Below are 19,922 nucleotides of genomic sequence, written 5' to 3'. Positions count from 1 at the left end.
CGCGCCTGCCGACGCAGCGGGCGAGTGACATCGATCAATTGCTACCGCATAAGTGGCAGCCACTTTAATCACGCAAGGCGTGATGCCCGGACGCATACGTATAAAACGCGTCTTGGTTCAGAAGAATGACCAAGTGGTAGTGGGGGCGACCACCACCAGCGATCTCTCTGGCCCAGACATAGCGCACCCGGCAGTCGTGCGCATATCCACTCGATCTTCTGGCCATGTCACGGTTGTGTTTAATCTTGGCCTTAAACGAATCTAGGAAGCGACCAATCACGGCATTGGTATATGCATCGCATGGCAAATAACCATAGGCTGGAAATCTTAAATCCACTCGATATGCCAATACCCGAGGATACTCATTGAGAACGCTCTTGATTGTCACATCAAGAGCTTCCAAGTACTCCTGAATGAATGGACCTTTGTCGAACATGGTAGGCATTCCTGCATAGGTGGATTCGTGATAAAGATGGAGGTTTGTGTTGTACGGATGGCGACTCATGATGGTTACTCGCTCTGTTGAAACACAGCATCCACAGCGTAAGTAATTCTTTCCGAATACCCCCCAATCCTTAGCACACGAGGTAGATCTTTAGAGGATCTGCCTCATCACCCCTATACTTACTCACCTCCATGCAAGAGGCATGCATATAAACATATTACCCACACCGAAACGCTCGACATCAATCAAACCCAGCAAACACGCGCAACCTAAAATAAAAACAGGCAGTTAATCACTCTGACAAAAAACCATCACAGCTTAGCCTTAATTAGATAGTGACAATACTCGATTCAATGAAATTCACGCGAAGGCACCCAGCGACTTATCGTGCCAATTACCCTGACAGGCATGACAGATCCTGCACAGCCAACGACCTGCATATTCATCGATTGGGTTTCCAACGGATAAGTTTCAACCCCAGCCAACAGGCGCAACTCTTGCCTTGAATAGCTGCTCGCGATAACCGTGGCTGTATCTTCAAACTCGTAGTGATGTTTTTTCCAACTCGCCGTCAGCTTCTTGAGCGACGCAGCAGTCGCCAGCTCGAAGCGAGAGCTTTTCCCTTTTCGAAGCGACGTTTCTCTCGCTTCAGCATATGAGTGAACATGCGATTACAGGTTGAAGCACCTGCCATAATGGCGACGCAAGGCTGCCAGCATTTCCCCCTGGTGAGCCCTGGCCAGATCATCTCCCCAGGTCCCGCTCGAATAGATCAGGTCCATCTTCAATGAGTCTGGCCGCTTCTCCAGCTCCCGCTTGTTCAGGAATCGCAGGCGCTTCTCATTGAATGGCAGATTGCCGTACTCCGAGTTGATGCTGCGCGAGACCAGCGCCAGGTTGCCGAAGCGGTTCAGCCAGTTACTCGACACCTTGTTGGCATCGCTGTCCTGTGGATTCTGCGGTGAAATGTGCTCCACCGAGTTCTTCGCAGTGAAACGGAAATTGCTCCACAAAGCGTGGTCACGGTTCTGCTCGTACCAGAGGACAAAATCCAGCTTGTAGAACCAGTAATGCGCAAAACCGACTCCATGGTCCCCAGGCAGCACATGTTCGAACATCAGCGCCGAAGCTTTGCACCAAGGGTCGTCCATAAAGCCTCGAGTGCGTTTGACCAACGGATCTGCAGTGACCTCGCCTAACAACTGGTTATCCAGGTGGCACAGGAAACCGTAGTAACGCTCCACCTCGCTACCGGGTCCGCGAACGGCCTGGGCATTCTGGTGGATGAAGTAGAGAAACGGCGTCAGCCAGTAATGCGTGGTAATCTCCTGCGAGTGGTAGAGCATGCTCTGCAGCAATGACAGTCCCTGGTGCGCAGCACTGTCGCGACTGCGATTGATGTAGCGTTTGTTGTCACTGGTGGAGACCGACGTCAGGCAGACCTGGTGAACCTCTTCATCACCTTGGTCAACCCACTTGATCACGTACTCATCCCACAGTACTCGCATGCGCCAGAGCAGATCGATGAACCCCTGCGCCCTCTCCGCGCGTTGCAGCTCATCGGCCGGGACAAGGAAAGCGGCCTCGAACAAGGCCAGCAGTTGGCGATCCAGCAGACGTGGCAGGTCGTCCCGTCCCTCCTCCTTCAGCCAGATGCGCAACACATGCTGGAGGAATAGCGGAAAACCGACGATGCTCCGCGCCCAGGGCTCCTCGCCCTCATCCTCTCCAGCCGCTCTCGAATCCGTGCCCGAATCGGTATCCAAGCCTTCGACAATGGCCTGCAAGGTCTGGCGCTCTTCGCCATCAGCGTCCGGGTCGTCCATCCTGCGGGACAGCAGCTCGTGCACGGCACTCGCATCCAGCAACTGCCCCCTAGCATAGAGATCCCCGAGTCGGTGGGCCTCTAGCCGGGTTTCCTGGCACAGATTCCGCTCGACGAAACCGCTCATGTCGGCACAGGCATTCCACATCGCCCCATAGCGGGGACGACTTCCCGGTGGAATGTCACGCAGTAGCCTAGCCTTGAGAATCTCGTGATGCTGCAGCTGGATGCCACGATTGTTGATGACCTCGAACAGCTTGTTCAGGTCCATGCCCTCGGGCACCTGCGTCAGTACTAAGGAAACCTTGCGATAAACGAAGTTGGCCAGCGCCCGGAGATAGTCATCATCTACCGGCTTGCCGTCCGCACGCTTGTGGTTCTTCGCGAAGGAGGCCATCAGCTGCTGAGCCTCACTCATGCTCAGGGTATCGATCGCCTCGGCCGCCATCGCCTTGCCGCCCGGCATCAGACTGGCGAGGTATTCGTTTACCTGCTCGCGGATGGAGAAGTGCAGGCGCGGAATCGCCCCATTCTTCAGCAGAACGCGGCTGAAATCCCCCATCACTTCTCGCCACACCGGCACCGTGCTGAGCATCCAGAGAGTGGTGAAACGCTGCTGACCATCGATAAGGTCGAAGCGACGTACCCCTAGGTCACGGTCTTCCTTAGTGGTTTTCTCCACCAGTAGCGTGCCGCCCAAAAAGAACTGCTCATCGCCTCGGTCGAAGGCGTTGGCCATATCGGTCAGCAATGTCTTGATCTGGTCGTCACCCCACACATAGAGGCGCTGGTAGATCGGCACATTGAAGCACCAGGCAGCGTCAATCTGCTCAGCCAACTGCTCCAGGGTATAGAGATTGGAATCAATCACCTTGGCGACCTCCCTGCCATTCCTGCAGCAACTTCTCAATCCAGATGGGCTTATCCGCCAGGTTGTCACAGGCAGCTCCTGCATAGGCACTGTAGAAATGCAGCACCGCCCGCTTGTATCGCCCCTGCACACCGTCCCCCACATCGACCTCTTCACGTGCATGCAACGGAGCCATGGCCCGTTGACGCTGTTGTAGAAAATCCAGCACCTGCTTCGGGTGATAGCTCTGCGCAATCACATCCAGCAGGTTCAGATCGGCCAACCTGAAGAAGTTGGCGGCGGTCTCCTGCCGGACCTGTTTTTTCTCGAGGCGAATGGCACCCAACAGAAACTCCAGGCGCAGAGCAAACTCCGTCAGTTGCTCGAATTCGAACTGATCCACATACACCAGGCTGCAGAGCAAGAAGATCTCCCGCAGATACTCCTGGTTGTTACGCAGCAGTTGCCGATAGATCTCGCGGAATGCGTTTACCTGCTCGCACGGATCAGGATCATTCATCAGCATCTGCAACAGCGCGGCATATTTGTCGGCGTAGAGAAAGAGGCCCACACCCCGATGGATCGGTTGGCGCAGCGCCATCGGCAGGCTGGCTGCGTTCTGGCTGATACGCAATCGATTGCCCTGCAACACTCGCTCGCCATCCCCCACCAGCGTCAGCGCAGTGGCCAGTCGATTGTGCCGAGTGGCGTAAAGCGGCACGGTGGCGATGCTACTGCAGTTGTCATCACCATGGGACCAGGTACCGCTCTGGAACTCAGCCAGCAGTGCGTCGTGTTTGGCTACCGGTGTCTGAGCGCCACGCCAACGCCGTGCTCGCCAGAGAAAGCGGCTGAACAGGTTGGGGGCGAAGTCCTGTCCGGACGAGAGCACAGCTGGGTGACGTTGAAGCGCCTCCCACCGCTCGGCGCAGTGCTGCTCCAACGCCACCTTCTGCGTCCACTCACCTTCCGCGTGGTCGATGGCGCGCAGGTGATAGGCCTTTAGCAAGTCAGTGGCTTGGAGGCGGACACCCCGATTGTTCTGGGTGTCGAAAAATGTAAAGGCAAGATCCGCACTGTCCACCTCAATCACCGTCAATCGCAGGCCCTCAATCACCTCCAGCGCCAGCGACTCCTGCTGCGTCAGCACCTGCATCGCTTGCCGTACACGACGCGCGGACTGCCCCGAGTAGCTGAGCTCCTGCCCCGCAGGCAACCTGCCCGTGATGCGGTGGTACAACAGCGACAAGGCAGTGACTCGCTGCTGGCCGTCGATGATGAAGCGTCGCGACTGGCTGGCATCGTGATGCAGCAATACCGCGCCCATGTAATAGGGCAATTTCTTGTCCTGCTGGCTACCGAACTCCGTCAGATCGTTGGCCAGTTGTGTCAGCTTCTCCGGCCCCCAGACAAAGCCGCGCTGATAGGTATCCAGCGCCAACGGCCAGTCACTTGCCTCGAGCAACTGCTTAAAGGACTTTGTACTCACCTGAACGGGAAGACAATCACTCATGGCATGGGAATCCCTGTTATGCATGACAGGCTAGGACGACATTGTTTACGCCAGACGACTACTTGTGCTCCATCCAGGAGCCGGCTGATGCTCATTGGCGAGATCCTTGGTTATGCAAGGCCGCAGGCAAGTGATGGGACGACGTCGGGTAGACGGCAAAAACACCAATCATGCACTGCCCCAGTTAGGAATCCATCCCTACAAAATCGCCCGGTGCCCTTCGTCGTCCACAACGATCTGGCCGTCAAAGGCGCCGGACGCTCTGCCGGCTGAGTAGCACCAGGCATTGAAAGCCTTCTCCATCGTCCGCAAGGGCGCTGGAGAAGGCTTTAACATTTCACATTTTTTTGGGGCGCAATGCCAACGTGTCGCAAAAGTCCATTTCAGGTACACGTTGCACCCCATATGTCTTCAACGGCGACACATTGCCAACCATCCATGAAACAAATTGTGGCTTCCGGCCCGACGCTATTCAGAGGCAGTCGCGCGCCTCAACTCTTGACCGAATCCAGGCGACCACTTCGGTTTCGATCCAGCCAACACATCGCCCAGTCAGAGGCACAGGCCGTGGAAACTCGCCAGAGCCAATGAGCTTGTAGATCGTTGATCTGGCGAGCCCCGTAGTCAGGACAACCGCATTCAAGCGCAACACTTTCATGACAAGCCATACTCCGATTGATTACCTTCAGAGCAGGTTGGACTAAGTTCCTGCAACCGAGACACAAACCACCAGGAAGGGTGAAGCAAAGGACATGCACGAGACCAAGATCCCTTTCGGTGAACGTGACGGCATTCTCTTTCGAGCGCATGAGGTCGAGAACGGGCTGCGATGTGGCTGCGTCTGCCCCGGCTGTAAGCAACCGTTGAATGCAGCAAACAATGGCGAGAAGGTCGTACCACACTTCCGCCATTCGAAATCGAATGACTGCTTTGATGGATTCCGCGAAGGGGTCAGACGTGCGGCAGTCGCGCTGATCGCTAAGCACAAGCAGCTCATGCTCCCAGCACTTATAGAAACAGTCCGAGTGGCCACACAAGACGGCCGGCTGTTGGAGGAAAAGGTCGAGCTGCAACCAGTGATGATCACTGCAGATAACGTTGAGCGGTTTGTTGACCGGGGTAGCTTGAGAGGTCATGCCGTCCTGCACCAATCCACTAGGCAGCTGATCGTCCGGATCAAGCTTTCAACACGGATGGAGCATGAACGCTATCGCCAGCTCGAAGCGCTAGAGCATTCCAGCATGGAGATTGATCTCCATCACCTAGCACTGGAGCAGATCAATGATCCGGCCAAATTCGAGCACGCGGTTTTGCATGACTCGGTAAACCGACTTTGGATCCGATCAATTCGAGGGGAACGGCTCGCAGCAAACGCGCTGCAAAAGCTTCAGTCAGTGGCGGACGAAATAAACGCTCAGTCGCAACTCGAACAGGCAGCGCGCGAGGCTGCTGAGCAAGCCCGGCAGATTGAGCTCGCCAATGAGAAAGCCGAACTGCAGCGCGCCCTGGAAGCCCATAGAGCCAAACAGCTTCAGATGGCGGCCAAACAATCAGCCTCAGCTCAAGACAACACGACACAGGGCCGAGCCGAGTTGATCGCAGGAACCATGCTGAGAGCCATACAGGCATGGGGAGGACGAGCCGTTGAGTGCACTGCCTGCTACTTGCTCAGCCCACCTGATTCAAGGTTCTGCCTTTACTGCGATGCGACTACAGGCAAGGTTAACCACGTAAGCCTTTCGCCAGATATCCCCTCGACCATCCATAAACGCATGCGCTGCTCAGCGAAGCCCACCATGTCGATGAAAACAGTGCCTCGCCTACTCCTAAGGCCCGACTTGAAGGCCAGCGCAGGCGTCCCAATCACACCCGTTTTACCGGAAGATGCCCTGCAGTAGCCGTTGGCCACATGCTGGCGTGCTGCCATATAGACGCTGCGTCACGCATAAAAACCCGTTTATGATGCCTGGCAAAACGTGAATCACTGCGCAAGGGAGCACGCCATGAGGTTGATTCAGAACGCTGGTCACGACCGAGTTATCGATTTGCTCAACGAGCGGATGAAACCGGATCACCAGCTGGCCTGTGCATCCCCGGCGCTGTCCTTGTTCGCCTTTTCTGAGCTGGCCAAATCTCTCGCCCAGTTGCGAAAGGTTCAACTGATCCTGCCATCCGGCAGCGAAAGCCTGGAGCTGCTTGGCGGTGAGGCAGACCGCGCTACACGCAATCGCCTCATTGCCCGCAGCTTGGCCCGGCGCTGCCACCAGTGGCTGAACGCCAAGGTCGAACTGAAGCGCGCAAGCTCTGTCATTCCGCAAGGTATCGGTTTACTAAGAGATGCCGCTGGCACTCCCGATCAGGTGGTCATGGGCTCCTTCGCCCTGACCACCGATGGCCTCGGTATCACGCCGGGCAACCCCATGAGCCTGATCCAGGCCAGCGAGTCGCCCCAGGAGGCGGCCATGTTTGCGCCTTGGTTTGATAACCAATGGCAAACCCTGAACGCCCGCCCCACCGATAAAACCGAGCTGCTGAATGCGCTGCGCGAAATTGCCGAGCAGCGTTCACCGGCCACCCTGTACAACCTGGTGCTCCATCAGCTCTTCAAGGAGAAGGACGACGGGCTGGATGAAGAACGCGTAGTGAAATCCGCCACCGGCATCCGCAACACAGTGGTTTGGAACAAGCTCTTCAAATTCCAACGCGACGGCGTAGTGGGGGCTATCGACAAGCTGAACCGTTTTGGCGGCTGCATCATTGCCGACAGCGTTGGCTTGGGGAAAACCTTCGAAGCACTCGCCGTGATCAAGTACCACGAGCTGCGCAATGACCGCGTGCTGGTGCTGTGCCCGAAGCGCCTGCGTGATAACTGGACGCTCTATAAGGCCAATGACCGGCGCAACGTGCTGGCGTCAGATCGTTTCAACTACGACGTCCTCAATCACACTGATCTATCGCGCGAGGCAGGGCTCTCCGGCGACCTCGATCTATCCCACATCAACTGGGGCAACTATGACCTGGTCGTGATCGATGAATCGCATAACTTCCGCAACAAGAAAGCCCCACGCCAGGGGCAGGAAACACGCTACGACCGCCTCATGCGCAGAATCATCCGCGAAGGCGTCAAAACCCGTGTCCTGATGCTCTCAGCCACCCCGGTAAACAACCGCCTGGCAGATCTGCGCAACCAGATCGCTTTCGTGACCGAGGGCGACGACAACGCGCTGTTTGAGCACGGCATCAGCAGCATCGAAGCCACCACCCGCAAAGCACAGCTACAGTTCAATCGCTGGCTGGATTTGGATGAGCGCGAGAAGACCCCAGAGCGCCTGGTGGAAATGCTCGGCTTCGACTACTTCACCCTCCTCGACCTGCTGACCATCGCTCGCTCCCGCCGGCATATCGAGAAGTACTACGGCACCACCGAAACCGGCCGTTTCCCCACCCGCCTGCCTCCTATCAATATCAAGGCTGACGTGGATGCTGCCGGGCAATTTCGCGCCATTCGCGAAATCAACCAAGAGATTCGCCGCCTCAACCTCGCCAGCTACGCGCCGCTGCGCTACGTCCTGCAGCACAAACAAGCGGCTTACGATGCCAAATACAGTACTGAGATCCGCGGTGGCGAGAGCTTCTTCCGCCAGGCTGACCGCGAGGAGAGTCTGATCCACCTGCTGCGCATCAACGTACTCAAGCGCATGGAAAGCGCGGTGTCTTCGTTTGCGCTGACCCTCGAACGGCAGCTTAAGGATGTTGAACGCACGCTCGAACGTATTGAGCAGCACGCCCACGAAATTGAAGAGATCGACATCGCCGATGTCGACATCGACGACCCTGCGTTTGAAGCACTGCTGGTCGGACGCAAGGTCAAGGTGCTGCTGAGTGACGTCGACCTGGTGCGCTGGAAGCAAGATCTGCTGGAGGATCGCAATCGCCTGGCCACACTGCTATCGGCGGCACAGCAAGTACGACCCCAGCGCGACGCCAAACTGGCGGAGCTGCGCAAAATGCTCGCCAGCAAGTGCCAAACCCCGATCAACCCAGGCAATCGCAAGGTCATCATATTCACCGCCTTTGCCGACACTGCGCGCTACCTGTACGACCAGCTCGCCTCATGGGCCAACGAAACCTTGGGCGTGCAAACAGCCTTAGTGACCGGCTCTGGCCGCAACCAAACCACGATCCCCGGTCTGCGCACCGATCTGGCATCAATACTGACGACCTTCTCCCCGCGCTCAAAAGAACGTCCTGCCGACCTGGCAGAGGAAGGCGAGCTGGATCTGCTGATTGCCACCGACTGCATTTCCGAAGGCCAAAACCTGCAGGACTGCGATTGGCTGATCAACTATGACATCCACTGGAACCCGGTGCGGATCATCCAGCGCTTTGGTCGTATCGACCGGATTGGCTCGCCCAACCAGCACATCCAGTTAGTCAACTTCTGGCCCAACATGGAGCTGGAGGAGTACATCAACCTAGAGCAGCGCGTCAGCGGCCGCATGGTCCTGCTAGACGTATCCGCCACCGGGGAAGAGAACCTGATCGAAGCGCAGTCTGGCGACGCCATGAACGATCTGGAGTACCGCCGCAAGCAGCTGCTCAAGCTGCAGGATGCCGTCATCGACCTGGAAGACCTGTCCAGCGGCGTTTCGATCACCGACCTCACCCTCACCGACTTCCGTATCGACCTCGCCCAGCACCTCAAAGCCCATCCCGGCGTGCTGGAGAACATGCCGCTGGGGGCCTGTGCCATCACCACGACCCGTGACGAAGACATCCCGCCCGGCATTATTTTCTGCCTGCGCGCTGAGGGAGAAGCAGCCGACAAGGTCAGCGATGGCTACCCACTTGCGCCCTACTACCTCGTCCACGTGGCAGAAGATGAAACCGTGCTGCTGCCCTTCACCCAGGCCAAACGCATTCTGGATCGTCTCAAGCGCCTGGCCCTTGGCCGCGAACTGCCTGACGCCACCGCTGGCAACCGATTCGACGAGCTCACCAAGCAAGGTGAAGACATGCGGTATGCGCAAAGCCTGCTGGCAGCTGCCGTGTCATCCGTGGCCGGCAAGAGCGAAGAGCGAGCCGTCGCCAGCCTATTCAACCCAGCCGGTAGCCATGCGATGAAGGGTGAGTTCGCCGGCAGCAACGACTTTGAAGTGATCGCCTTTATGGTCGTACTGCCCCAGGAGTGAGCCGTGGTTGCCGAGGACATCATTGCTGCCCTGCAACTGCCTGAGCAGGCACGGGTCAATCAACGCGTATCCAAAAAGCTGCTGATCGAAAACCTGGCCCCGACAGCTGCGGATCGGCAGCAGATCAATGAAGGCATTGAAGAGGTCCAGTGGGTTGCCGCGCTAAAGCCCGGTATTTGCGGCATACCTGCTTACCGCGACGCCCAACGTGAATACGTGGAAGTCGCCGTGTTGCACCTCACCCTGCGCCCGTCAGCTCGCCCTGCCAGGCTCATTGAACTGCTGCACCGCGCCGTCCCTCACCCAACCCTGCTAATGATCAGTACGCCGGAGTCAGTACAGCTCTCCCTCAGCCACAAACGTTGGGCGCAGAACGAAGCCGGCAAGACCGTGCTCGATGGTGAAATCACCACCGCTACGGTGCCGGCCTCCCCTCAGATCACCACAGCCTTTCTCGATGCGGTAAGCCTGGAGCGTCAACCGCGTAGTGACCTGAGCGTCTTTTATCAGGGCTGGATGGATACCTTGCTGGCCCTACAGACAGCGCAGCACACGGGTAGTTTTCGCGCGGTCAACAGCCCGCTCGATGCCACTGCCCGACGCCAAGCCCTGCAAGCCTGCGTCGAGCTGCAAGGACAGATCGCCACATTGCGCGCCCAGGCGCAAAAAGCTCAGCAGATTGCCCGTCAGGTGGAGCTAAACCTGCAACTGAAGCAGCTACAGCAAGCGCTCAGTGAAGCCCAAGCAAGACTGTAGGGCAATGGTTTCAGCAAGAGCCAAAACCTGGCCAACAAGCATTAAAAGGCTGTCGAAATGGAATACCATGCCAGCCAGCATTACACCGCGCCTGCAAACACATACGTGCAGGTAGATCGTGAAGGAAATAGCGAATGACCATGCAAATAATCGACGCACAGTCGCCGGAAGCGCATAGCGCCGACCTCAAGGCCGAAAACATCGACAAACTCAAAGCCTTGTTCCCTGAGCTGATCACCGAAGGCCCCAATGGCGTGGCCATCAACCAGGACGTGCTCAAACAGCTAGTCGGCGACGCCACCGTAACGGACGCCGACGAAAAATACGGCCTGAACTGGCACGGCAAGCGCGCAGCGCGCCAACTGGCGCTCACGCCCAGCACCGGCACGCTACTGCCCTGCCCCAATGAAAGTGTGGGCTGGGACAATACGCAAAACCTGATGATCGAGGGCGATAACCTCGAAGTCCTAAAGTTGCTACAAAAGAGCTATGCGGGCAAGGTCAAGATGATATATATCGACCCGCCTTATAACACTGGAAAGGACTTCGTATATCCGGATAATTTTCAGGACAACATAAAAAACTATCTTGAGCTCACAGGACAAACTGAACACGGAAAGAAGATTAGCACCAACCTCGAAAGCAGCGGAAGGTTCCATACCGACTGGATAAACATGATCTATCCCCGCTTAAAGCTTGCGCGCAACCTCCTAAAGGAGGACGGGGTTATTTTTATATCCATTGACTCTACAGAGGTCGCCAATCTTCGCATAGTCTGCGACGAAGTTTTTGGTGGAGAGTGCTTCATAATAGACCTAATTTGGAAGAAACGAGATGGAGCACCAAATGACCGGAACATTGGCTCAGTCCACGAGCACATCTTAGTATACGGAAAGATACTTTCATCCTCCTCTGGCAGAACTTTGGCAGAGGAAAATCTCAATCTGATGCCGCGCACTGAAAAAGCAGATGCCGAGTATCAAGTATTCAAAGAGCCCAGCGGCCCAGATAAACGCGGCCGATTCAGAAAGATTGACACCACCGCAAACGCTAAGGGCGGCCGCGACGTTGCCTCTTTGCACTATGGAATTATCAATCCATACACGAACGAAACCGTATATCCCAGGCACGGTACTTGCTGGCGCCATTCAGAAACAGAGATGAAGAAACTCGAAGCCGATGGACGCCTTTACTGGGGTGTAACTGGCACTGCAACAACCCCGATGCGAAAGCTCTTTTTGAGCGAAGCCAAGAATGGAATGAGCACCCCTTCTATTCTTCCTGACATGCCATTGAATCAGCACGCGGCGAGAGAACTTGAAGTTCTATTTGGTCAGAAATCTGTTTTCGACACTCCCAAACCAATAGGCTTACTAAAGCTATTAGTGGGCCTTGGCAGCGGAAACGAAGACATTGTGCTTGATTTCTTTGCCGGCTCCGGCAGCACCGCAGAAGCTGTCATGAAAAGAAATTCGGAAGACAAAGGTAATAGAAGATTCATTCTTGTTCAGTTACCCGAGCCACTATCCCCCGACAATAGCGACCAAAAAATACCATATGAATTCTGTCGCAAGCTCGGCAGCGAGCTTAATATTGCGGAGCTAACAAAATACAGACTTCGGAAAGCAGCACAGAGCATATCTACTGACAGCACACGCAAACTAGACACTGGGTTTAGGTCCTACAAACTGGACATATCCAACATTCGCGCATGGAACCTAGCCACCAAAGATTTAGAGCGCAGCCTGCTAGATCATCAGGAAAACATTCTCCCCGGTCGCAGCGAAGCAGACATTCTAACTGAGCTTCTGCTTAAACTCGGTCTGGACCTGTGCGTTCCCATCGAGCAGCAGCAGATCGCCGGCAAAACTGTTCACAGCATCGGTGGCGGCGTGCTGATGGCTTGCCTGGCTGAACAGATCACCCGCGATCAGGTGGAAACCCTGGCGCAGGGCATTATCGCCTGGCACAAGGCGCAAGCCCCTGCCAGCGACAGCACCTGCGTATTCCGCGACAGTGCCTTTGCCGACGACATCGCAAAAACCAACCTGGCCGCCATTCTGAGCCAGGCTGGCATCAAAAACGTGCGGAGCCTGTAAAATGGCCGTGCCAGCGCAGCCCAAGATTTACCATATCTGCCATGTGGACCGTTTGCCGTCGATCATCGTCAGCGCTGGCTTGCTGTCCGATGCGGTACTGTTGAATCAGGCGTTGCCAGGCACTGTCATTGGCATGAACCACATCAAGCAGCGCCGCCTGCAACTGGAGCTGGATAGCCATCCGGGCCTGCATGTCGGCGAATGCGTGCCGTTCTACTTCTGCCCACGTTCGGTGATGTTGTACCTGATCCGTCAGCAGCATCAGGATCTAACCTACAAGGGCGGGCAAGGGCCTATCGTGCATTTGGAAGCGGACTTGCACGCGACCGTGCAGTGGGCCAATGCCCAGGCCAGACGCTGGGCGTTCACGCTATCCAATGCCGGGGCCCGCTACTTTGAAGACAGAGCGGATCTGACACGGCTCAATGAGATTGACTGGAATGCCGTGCAAGCACGCGACTGGCGCCAGTGCAAGGAAGGCAAGCAGGCCGAGTTTCTGCTCGAAAACAGCTTCCCCTGGCACCTAATCGAGCGAATCGGCGTGCAATCCAAGCCGATTTATACGCAGGTAGCTAATGTGTTGCCTGCACAAGGGCACAGACCAACGGTCGAGCTACGCCCTGAGTGGTATTACTGAGTGAAGAGCCTGTCATGATCGAATTTACCAGCGGCGACATCCTGCGGGATGACTCTGAAGCCATCATCAACACCGTGAACTGTGTCGGTGTGATGGGCCGTGGCATTGCCTTGCAGTTCAAGAACATGTGGCCGGAGAACTTCAAGGCTTACGAGGCGGCCTGCAAGCGCGAAGAGGTACAGCCTGGCCGGATGTTCGTGTTCGACACGAACCAACTCACGTCGCCACGTTACATCATCAACTTCCCCACCAAGCGTCACTGGCGCGGCAAGAGCCGCCTGCAGGACATAGATGCAGGGCTCAGTGCCCTGGTGGCCGAGATTCACCGTCGCGGCATCCGCTCCATCGCCATTCCTCCGCTGGGCAGCGGTTTGGGCGGGCTTGATTGGGCCGAGGTGCGTCCGCGCATCGAAGCAGCCATGGCAGACCTGCCGGATGTGCGTGTGCGCGTCTACGAGCCCAAGGGAGCCCCCGCTGCAGACACCATGCACCACAATCGTGAAGTGCCAAGCATGACCGCTGGACGTGCCGCACTGGTGGAGCTAATGAACCGTTATGTGCGCGGCCTGCTTGATCCGACAATTAGCCTGCTGGAAGTGCACAAGCTGATGTACTTCATGCAAGTTGCAGGTGAGCCACTGCGCCTCAAATACGTGCAAGCCGCCTATGGTCCCTACGCCGAGAACCTTCGGCATGTATTGCGCACGATTGAAGGCCATCTGGTCGCGGGCTATGCCGATGGCGGTGACGCCCCAAACAAACCCCTCACGCTAGTGCCTGGCGCAGTCGAGGACGCCAATGCCTTCCTGGCAACGAATGCTGAAACCCGCGCCCGATTCGATCGAGTCGGCGAGCTGGTGGAAGGCTTCGAAACCCCCTTCGGCCTGGAGCTGCTGGCGACTGTGCACTGGATAGTCAAAGAAGGAGAGCCCGTGTCCAGCGTCGATGAAGTGGTCGCCCGCACCTACGCCTGGAACGCGCGTAAGAAGCAGTTCACGCCGCGCCAAATTGGTATCGCCGTAGACGTACTGGCAAGCAAAGGCTGGATCGAGCCGATAGCGCTGAGTGCCTGAAACACCTCCTGGATCTGACTCGACTCCCCATGCCGCGAGGTGGCATGGGGAGTCGATGAGCGAACTGACTAAATGACTCGCCCTTGCCTGAAGGCGAGCTTGAAAATGGATTGAACATGAAACTGCACTTCGAGCCGGATCTCGACTACCAATTACAGGCCATCGAAGCGGTATGCGATCTGTTCCGCGGCCAAGAGGCGTGCCGTACCGAATTCACGGTAACCATGAAGGCCCTTGCCCCGGCAGAGAATGATCTTTTCCCTGGAAGCGCCCCGCAGCAGTTTGCCCTGGGTATTGCCGAATCCGACCTGGGTGTTGGCAATCGTCTGACGCTGCTCGACGACGAGCTGCACAAGAACCTAAGCAACATCCAGCTTCGCGGCGGCCTCCCGCCTTCCGGCATGCTGAGCTCCGGCGACTTTACCGTCGAGATGGAGACCGGAACCGGCAAGACCTACGTTTACCTACGCAGCATCTTCGAGCTGAATAAACGCTACGGCTTTAGCAAGTTCGTCATCGTAGTGCCCTCGGTTGCGATCAAGGAAGGCGTCTACAAGTCGCTGCAGATCACCGAGGAGCACTTCAAAGGCCTTTATGCCGGCGTCCCCTACGACTACTTCCTGTACGACTCGAACAAGCTCGGCGAGGTGCGCAACTTTGCCACCAGCTCGACCATCCAGATCATGGTGGTGACCGTAGGCGCGATCAATAAGAAGGACGTCAACAACCTCTACAAGGACAGCGAAAAGACCGGCGGTGAGAAGCCCATCGACCTGATCAAGGCGACTCGACCGATCCTGATTGTCGACGAACCGCAGAGCGTCGATGGCGGCCTAAAAGGAGCCGGCAAAAGCGCGCTGGATGCGATGAACCCGCTGTGCACCCTGCGCTATTCCGCAACCCATGTGGACAAGCATCACATGGTTTACCGGCTGGATGCGGTGGACGCCTACGAGCGTCGCCTGGTTAAGCAGATCGAGGTGGCCTCGGCAACGATTGAGGACGCCCACAACAAGCCGTTTGTGCGTCTGATGGCAGTAAGTAACAAGCGCGGCACGATCTCAGCCAAGGTCGAGCTGGATGTGGGCACTGCCTCTGGTGGCGTGGCCACCCAAGAGGTCACGGTCTACGATGGCGACGATCTGGAGCAGGCAACCAAGCGCGCGGTCTATAAAGACCTTCGTATCGGTGAAATCAACACCGCCAAGGGCGAGGAGTTTGTTGAGCTGCGCTACCCAGGTGGCGAGAAGTACCTGCGCATTGGCGAAGTCCATGGCGGCGTGGAGCCGTTGGCGATTCAACGAGAAATGATCCGCCGCACGATCAAAGAGCACCTGGACAAGGAAAAGCGCTTCCGCCCTATGGGCATCAAGGTGCTGTCGCTATTCTTCATCGATACGGTCGAGCGCTATCGCCAGTACGACGCAGACGGCAATCCGGTGAAGGGCGTGTACGCGACCATCTTCGAAGAGGAATACAAACGCCTCGCCAAGCACCCGGACTACCAAAGCTTGTTCAGCGAGGTCGACTTCAACCACAGCGCTGAAGAAATACACAACGGCTACTTCTCCATCGACAAAAAGGGCGGATGGTCTGACACCGCGGAGAACAACGCCGGCAACCGGGAAAACGCAGAGCGCGCCTACAACCTGATCATGAAGGACAAGGAAAAGCTGCTCAGTTTCAGCACACCGCTGAAGTTCATCTTTTCCCACTCGGCACTCAAGGAAGGCTGGGACAACCCCAACGTATTCCAGATCTGCACGCTGCGCGATATTCAATCCGAGCGTGAGCGCCGGCAGACCATTGGCCGCGGTCTACGCTTGTGCGTCAACCAAAACGGCGAGCGGGTACGTGGTTTCGAGGCAAACACCCTAACGGTCATCGCCACAGAAAACTATGAGGCCTTCGCCGAGAACCTGCAGAAAGAGATTGAAGCAGACACTGGCATCCGCTTCGGTATCGTCGAGCAGCATCAGTTTGCTGCAGTCGCCATCACCAACGCAGACGGCGAGTCCAAGCCGCTTGGTTTTGAACAGTCGAAGGTGCTATGGGACTTCCTGAAAGCCCAGCATTACGTCGATGCCAAGGGCAAGGTGCAAGACTCACTGAAGCAAGCGCTCAAAGATGGCCTGCTGCAACTCCCCCCCGAGTTCGAGGCTCAGCGCTCACAAATCATCGAGCAGTTGAAGAAAGTCTCCGGTCGCCTGGAGATCAAGAACGCAGATGAGCGCCGTGCCGTCCCTACTCGTCAGGCCGTGCTTCAGAGCGAAGAGTTCAAGGCCCTTTGGAATCGGATCAAGCATCAGACTACCTATCGCGTTGACTTCGATAACGAACAGCTGATTGCCGACTGCATCGACAACCTGCAGAAAGCACCGGCCGTGTTCCGCCCCCGCCTGCAATGGCGCAAAGCGGATCTGGCCATCGGTAAATCGGGCGTGGAAGCCAACGAGAAAAAAGGCGCTTACACCGTCAACCTCGACGAGAGCGATATCGAGCTGCCGGACATTCTGACCGACCTGCAGGATCGCACGCAGCTGACTCGCCGCACGCTGGTGCGCATCCTCACGGAAAGCAAGCGCCTGGACGACTTCAAGCGCAACCCCCAGCAGTTTATTGAACTGGCCGGCGAAATCATCAACCGCTGCAAGCGTCTGGCGTTGGTCGACGGCATCAAGTACGTGAAACTGGGCGACGACAGTTTCTACGCCCAGGAACTGTTCGAGCAGCAAGAGCTGACCGGCTACCTGAAAAACATGCTGCTCAACACCGAGAAATCCGTTTACGAGCATGTGGTCTACGACTCAGTCATCGAGCGCGACTTCGCCCAAGCGCTCGAACACAACGATGCCGTGAAGGTTTACGCAAAACTGCCAGGCTGGTTCCGCATCCCTACCCCGCTCGGCAGCTACAACCCAGACTGGGCAATATTGGTTGAGCAAGATGGCGCGGAACGCCTGTACTTCGTGGTGGAAACCAAGAGCAGCCTGTTCAATGATGACCTGCGCCCGATTGAGCAAGCGAAGATCGACTGCGGCACCGCTCACTTCAAATTGCTCGCCACCGATGAGGCCAGCCTGCGATTTGGCCGAGCGAGTAACGTGGATGACGTGATCGCGGGTGTGCTGAATTAGATAAATCGGATCAGATGCTTGGTCAGCACTATAGGCCTACCAAGTATCTGATGGCGCTTGAAGATTAAAGCTGGTGCGCACCAGCGCATCAGCTCGATGTCCTCTGACCCGCATCGCCTTCGTCGGCTGCATCATCGCGTAGGGGATAAAGGCCGTATCGCCCCTTGCCACGGATACGTGTGAACGTGATGGGTTTGAGCTCTTCCGCCGTTTCTGGCTTGATCGGTTCGTTCTCGAGAACGATGACTTGACCACGCCCATGCCAAGTCGACATCCAGCCATAGAACCGGTCAACGACCGTCTCAGGCGGCACCTCATGCTCTTCGGTAGAGTCGGGATCGGCGTACGTCTTCAGTGGCGAATCGAGGACGACGACGCCGAGATGGGGATGTCCTTTCTCGAGCGCGTGCTCCATGAGCGCAACCGCCAAAGAGGACAGGAACAAGCCCCTCACACCAGCGCCATAGCTCAGGCGCGAACGATCGTCGATCCGCAGGTCACAGGAACCGTCATCAAGAGCGATGTTCTGGATAGAACTGAACCCCCAAGCGTTCAGCAATTCCTTGGCGCGATTGGCCACCTCACGACCAAATGCGCCACCCTCGCGAGCTACGGTAATACGTTTGCGCACGGTCGCCTTCTTTAGGCGATCAATTTCGGCAACAAGGTGTTGTATTTCGTCGAAATAGCTTAGTTGTTCAGACAGCTCTGAACGTCTCAACGCCAATATCTTCGGATTGGCAGTGAACTCAACACGGGTGTTATTTAGCACCATAGCTTCGCGGTTCTGCAGCACGTTGAGTTCAGCAGCAAGTTTCGAAGCGCGCGCTTTGAGATCGCCGTAGCGGTCTCGCTCATGCTGTAGGGCTGCGAGCAAGCCCACGCGGAGCGCACGAATTTTTTCTGCTTCAGCCGCGATAGCTGCGCGATAGCGGCTAGGCGCCGCAGGGCGCAGATCGTTAGGATCCACCTGGCTTTCTGCCGGGGTTCCGCACAACGGGCAGTCTACTGTCGGTAGTTCCTGAAAGAATGCGACTCCCTCACTGGTACCTCCAAGGCGCGCCTGGTCGTTTGCATATTTCTCGTCAAGCAGTTCGAAGCGCCCAATCATGGACTGCGAGTGGTTCCGGTCATTCTCAACCTGGCGCAATTCGTCGGACACTTCCGTAAGCTGCCTGCGCAAGTCTTTCAGGGCAGAAGCACGCGCGTCGTACTGGCTCGTCATCGCCGACAGAGTCGTATCTACCCGCTCCAGCGCCTCTTCCACCTCGTTGCGTTTCAAGTCTTTAGGCATAAGGGCTTCGATGCGCTTCAGAGCAGTCTCGGCAGCCTGTAACTCGCCTCGGGCACGTTCAGTTTCGGTTGCGGACTTCCGAAGTTGGATGGCTGAATCATCGGTGCCTGTCAAAAACAAATGGAACGCAGCTTCATGCTTCGATGCTGCATAGGCGCTTCCCGCGATGGGCAGCTTGGCAGGAATGTCTGACTGCGACCACAACGACCAGTGGCGAAGATCATCACCCGTTACGACACCACGCTTGCTGTGGTTGCGAAGAATTTGTTTGCCACTCGCCCCGCACAACTCTACGAGCAACTCCCCGAGCTCCTGGTCCAGCGGCTCGAACGGTTGATCCTCGATATTGCCGAACACGCGCGCGTAGACAGCCGCACCTCCACCGGCCAACCCCCGGCGTACTTCGTACTCACCTTCGGCAGCCCTAAACCGCAAGCGAAATTCTTGGTAGCCCTGCGTAAGCGGAAATGTTTCAGGAAGGTCGTTACCTCCCAGCATGTACCAAAGACAGTCGTAGATATAGGACTTGCCGGTCTCACTAGGGCCTCGAATCAGCTGTCGCCTGGGATGAAATAGGACCTCGGCGATTTCCCGATCCGGTCCATGGACGGACAGCGACGTGAGAACTATGCCCATGTGCCACCTCCATTCCGCGCCAACTCGAGCTCCGCCCCCCACAGGTGGCCGCTCGCAGCGAATTGGGAAGTCAGCTCGGTGGAGTCAACTTGTCCATAGCACTCGGCGGCCCAAGCGCAGCGCTGCTCCAACTCACGTAAGTACTTTGACGTTAGAGCTCCAGTCATAGTCCTCGCGATCTCTCCCGCATAGTAAGTGATGCCATCTACACCCCATGTTGCCGTTACTAAGCCCCGCGTGCTCATGAGGTAGAGACCTTGCTCAATCAGCTCGCGCCTACTCATGAGCTCTGCGCCACGGAATGGGATGGGTGTATGTAGGCTGCTAGGTCCGTCCAGATCAGCCGAGTACACGATGGCATAGTCCAAAAGCACCAGCTTCTGAAGATCCGCGCCATGCGGCATGAGAGCTTGCAGGAGATAGACCATGCGGATGCCGAGCTCAAACGGGGAGTTGAACACAGGC

Annotated in this window: 13 protein-coding genes; 7 read left to right on the top strand and 6 right to left on the bottom strand. The window is 56.7% G+C overall.

Annotated features, from left to right (window positions below; all coding sequences use genetic code 11):
- Positions 1-64: 64 nt before the first annotated feature.
- The 4 genes from AUK77_RS06035 to AUK77_RS06020 all read right to left on the bottom strand — a co-directional run bounded on the left by AUK77_RS06035 (position 65) and on the right by AUK77_RS06020 (position 5,291).
- A complete protein-coding gene (locus AUK77_RS06035; RefSeq protein ID WP_363079368.1) occupies positions 65-505 on the bottom strand; it encodes an inovirus-type Gp2 protein in 441 nt (146 codons plus the stop codon).
- A 611-nt stretch (positions 506-1,116) separates the two neighbouring features.
- Positions 1,117-3,141, bottom strand: a complete 2,025-nt coding sequence (locus tag AUK77_RS06030; RefSeq protein ID WP_296127189.1) for a DUF262 domain-containing HNH endonuclease family protein — start codon at positions 3,139-3,141, stop codon at positions 1,117-1,119.
- Entirely contained in the window at positions 3,134-4,633 is a 1,500-nt protein-coding gene (locus AUK77_RS06025) for a DUF262 domain-containing protein (protein WP_296127187.1), read from the bottom strand. Before AUK77_RS06025 ends, AUK77_RS06030 begins: the two co-directional genes overlap by 8 nt.
- 472 nt (positions 4,634-5,105) lie before the next feature.
- Positions 5,106-5,291 (bottom strand): AlpA family transcriptional regulator, encoded by a 186-nt coding sequence (locus tag AUK77_RS06020; RefSeq protein WP_296127186.1) that lies wholly within the window; start codon positions 5,289-5,291, stop codon positions 5,106-5,108.
- Positions 5,292-5,385: 94 nt separating this feature from the next.
- On the opposite strand from AUK77_RS06020, the gene AUK77_RS06015 reads away from it, so the two are divergent.
- From AUK77_RS06015 to AUK77_RS05985, 7 genes are all read left to right on the top strand, one after another.
- Positions 5,386-6,531, top strand: coding sequence for a hypothetical protein (locus tag AUK77_RS06015; RefSeq protein ID WP_296127183.1), 1,146 nt, complete (start codon positions 5,386-5,388; stop codon positions 6,529-6,531).
- A 105-nt stretch (positions 6,532-6,636) separates the two neighbouring features.
- Positions 6,637-9,825 carry a helicase-related protein gene (locus AUK77_RS06010; protein WP_296127181.1) on the top strand — a complete coding sequence of 1,063 codons (3,189 nt, stop codon included), beginning with the start codon at positions 6,637-6,639 and terminating at the stop codon, positions 9,823-9,825.
- Between the two features lie 3 nt (positions 9,826-9,828).
- The gene (locus AUK77_RS06005; RefSeq protein ID WP_296127179.1) at positions 9,829-10,581 is read left to right on the top strand and encodes a DUF4391 domain-containing protein; all 753 of its coding nucleotides are present in this window, start codon (positions 9,829-9,831) and stop codon (positions 10,579-10,581) included.
- A gap of 134 nt (positions 10,582-10,715) precedes the next feature.
- A complete protein-coding gene (locus AUK77_RS06000; protein WP_296127177.1) occupies positions 10,716-12,680 on the top strand; it encodes a site-specific DNA-methyltransferase in 1,965 nt (654 codons plus the stop codon).
- A gap of 1 nt (position 12,681) precedes the next feature.
- A complete protein-coding gene (locus AUK77_RS05995) occupies positions 12,682-13,317 on the top strand; it encodes a DUF4433 domain-containing protein (RefSeq protein ID WP_296127175.1) in 636 nt (211 codons plus the stop codon).
- Between the two features lie 14 nt (positions 13,318-13,331).
- Positions 13,332-14,390 (top strand): macro domain-containing protein, encoded by a 1,059-nt coding sequence (locus tag AUK77_RS05990; protein WP_296127173.1) that lies wholly within the window; start codon positions 13,332-13,334, stop codon positions 14,388-14,390.
- A 116-nt stretch (positions 14,391-14,506) separates the two neighbouring features.
- Positions 14,507-17,527, top strand: coding sequence for a DEAD/DEAH box helicase family protein (locus AUK77_RS05985; protein ID WP_296127171.1), 3,021 nt, complete (start codon positions 14,507-14,509; stop codon positions 17,525-17,527).
- A gap of 88 nt (positions 17,528-17,615) precedes the next feature.
- On the opposite strand, the gene AUK77_RS05980 is transcribed toward AUK77_RS05985, so the two are convergent.
- Together AUK77_RS05980 and AUK77_RS18935 are read right to left on the bottom strand one after the other, a co-directional pair.
- Complete coding sequence (locus tag AUK77_RS05980; RefSeq protein WP_296127169.1) at positions 17,616-19,457, bottom strand: hypothetical protein; 1,842 nt, start codon at positions 19,455-19,457, stop codon at positions 17,616-17,618.
- On the bottom strand, positions 19,448-19,918 hold the full coding sequence (locus AUK77_RS18935; RefSeq protein ID WP_363079370.1) for an ABC-three component system middle component 2: 471 nt from the start codon (positions 19,916-19,918) through the stop codon (positions 19,448-19,450). The genes AUK77_RS05980 and AUK77_RS18935 overlap by 10 nt, the downstream gene beginning before the upstream one ends.
- Between the last annotated feature and the right edge of the window lie 4 nt (positions 19,919-19,922).

It is taken from the genome of Pseudomonas sp. Ga0074129, assembly GCA_001465025.1.
GTDB lineage: Bacteria > Pseudomonadota > Gammaproteobacteria > Pseudomonadales > Pseudomonadaceae > Aquipseudomonas.
This window is presented reverse-complemented; position numbering and strand designations above follow the sequence as displayed.